Source organism: Bombella pollinis (genome assembly GCF_026385485.1).
Taxonomy (GTDB): domain Bacteria; phylum Pseudomonadota; class Alphaproteobacteria; order Acetobacterales; family Acetobacteraceae; genus Bombella; species Bombella pollinis.
In genome coordinates, this window is sequence record NZ_JANIDX010000020.1 from 1 (window position 1) to 430 (window position 430).

General features: G+C 46.7%; 1 pseudogene. It reads right to left on the bottom strand.

The window, feature by feature from the left end:
* Positions 1–213, bottom strand: a pseudogene (locus NQF89_RS08830) (hypothetical protein); the annotation flags it as partial.
* Positions 214–430: the final 217 nt, after the last annotated feature.

Consider the following 430-nt stretch of genomic DNA (forward strand, 5'->3'; position numbering starts at 1 on the left):
TCCCTGCATCATTAGGCTTTGCTGCATTACGCAGAATTGCGGTCCTTCTGCCGGATTAGTCGGGGGAAATAGACAACGATACCCCCATTCTCCTGCGGTACCGGACATCACCATCGGAGAGGTCTTGGCCCCATCACTAGCCGCCGCTGTCGCTACCGCACCAGCAGGTGCCGCATAAGTAGGGAGCGCATTAACAGCTAACCCCCATACCATGCTTCCCAAAAACAAGAGAAAAAAGCTACAGCTAGGCTTTTTCATCTCGATTTTCATCGCATTCTGGTACATCCGTTATCCCACTTAACGCTTGACGCAAATTTGAGAGACGTCATCTACCAAAAAAGTTAATTAAATAATAATTAAAATGCACGTTGATGTAACTATTCCTACCAAAGTGATTAGCGGCATGGTGCTAATGTCGGCTTAGGTTTTT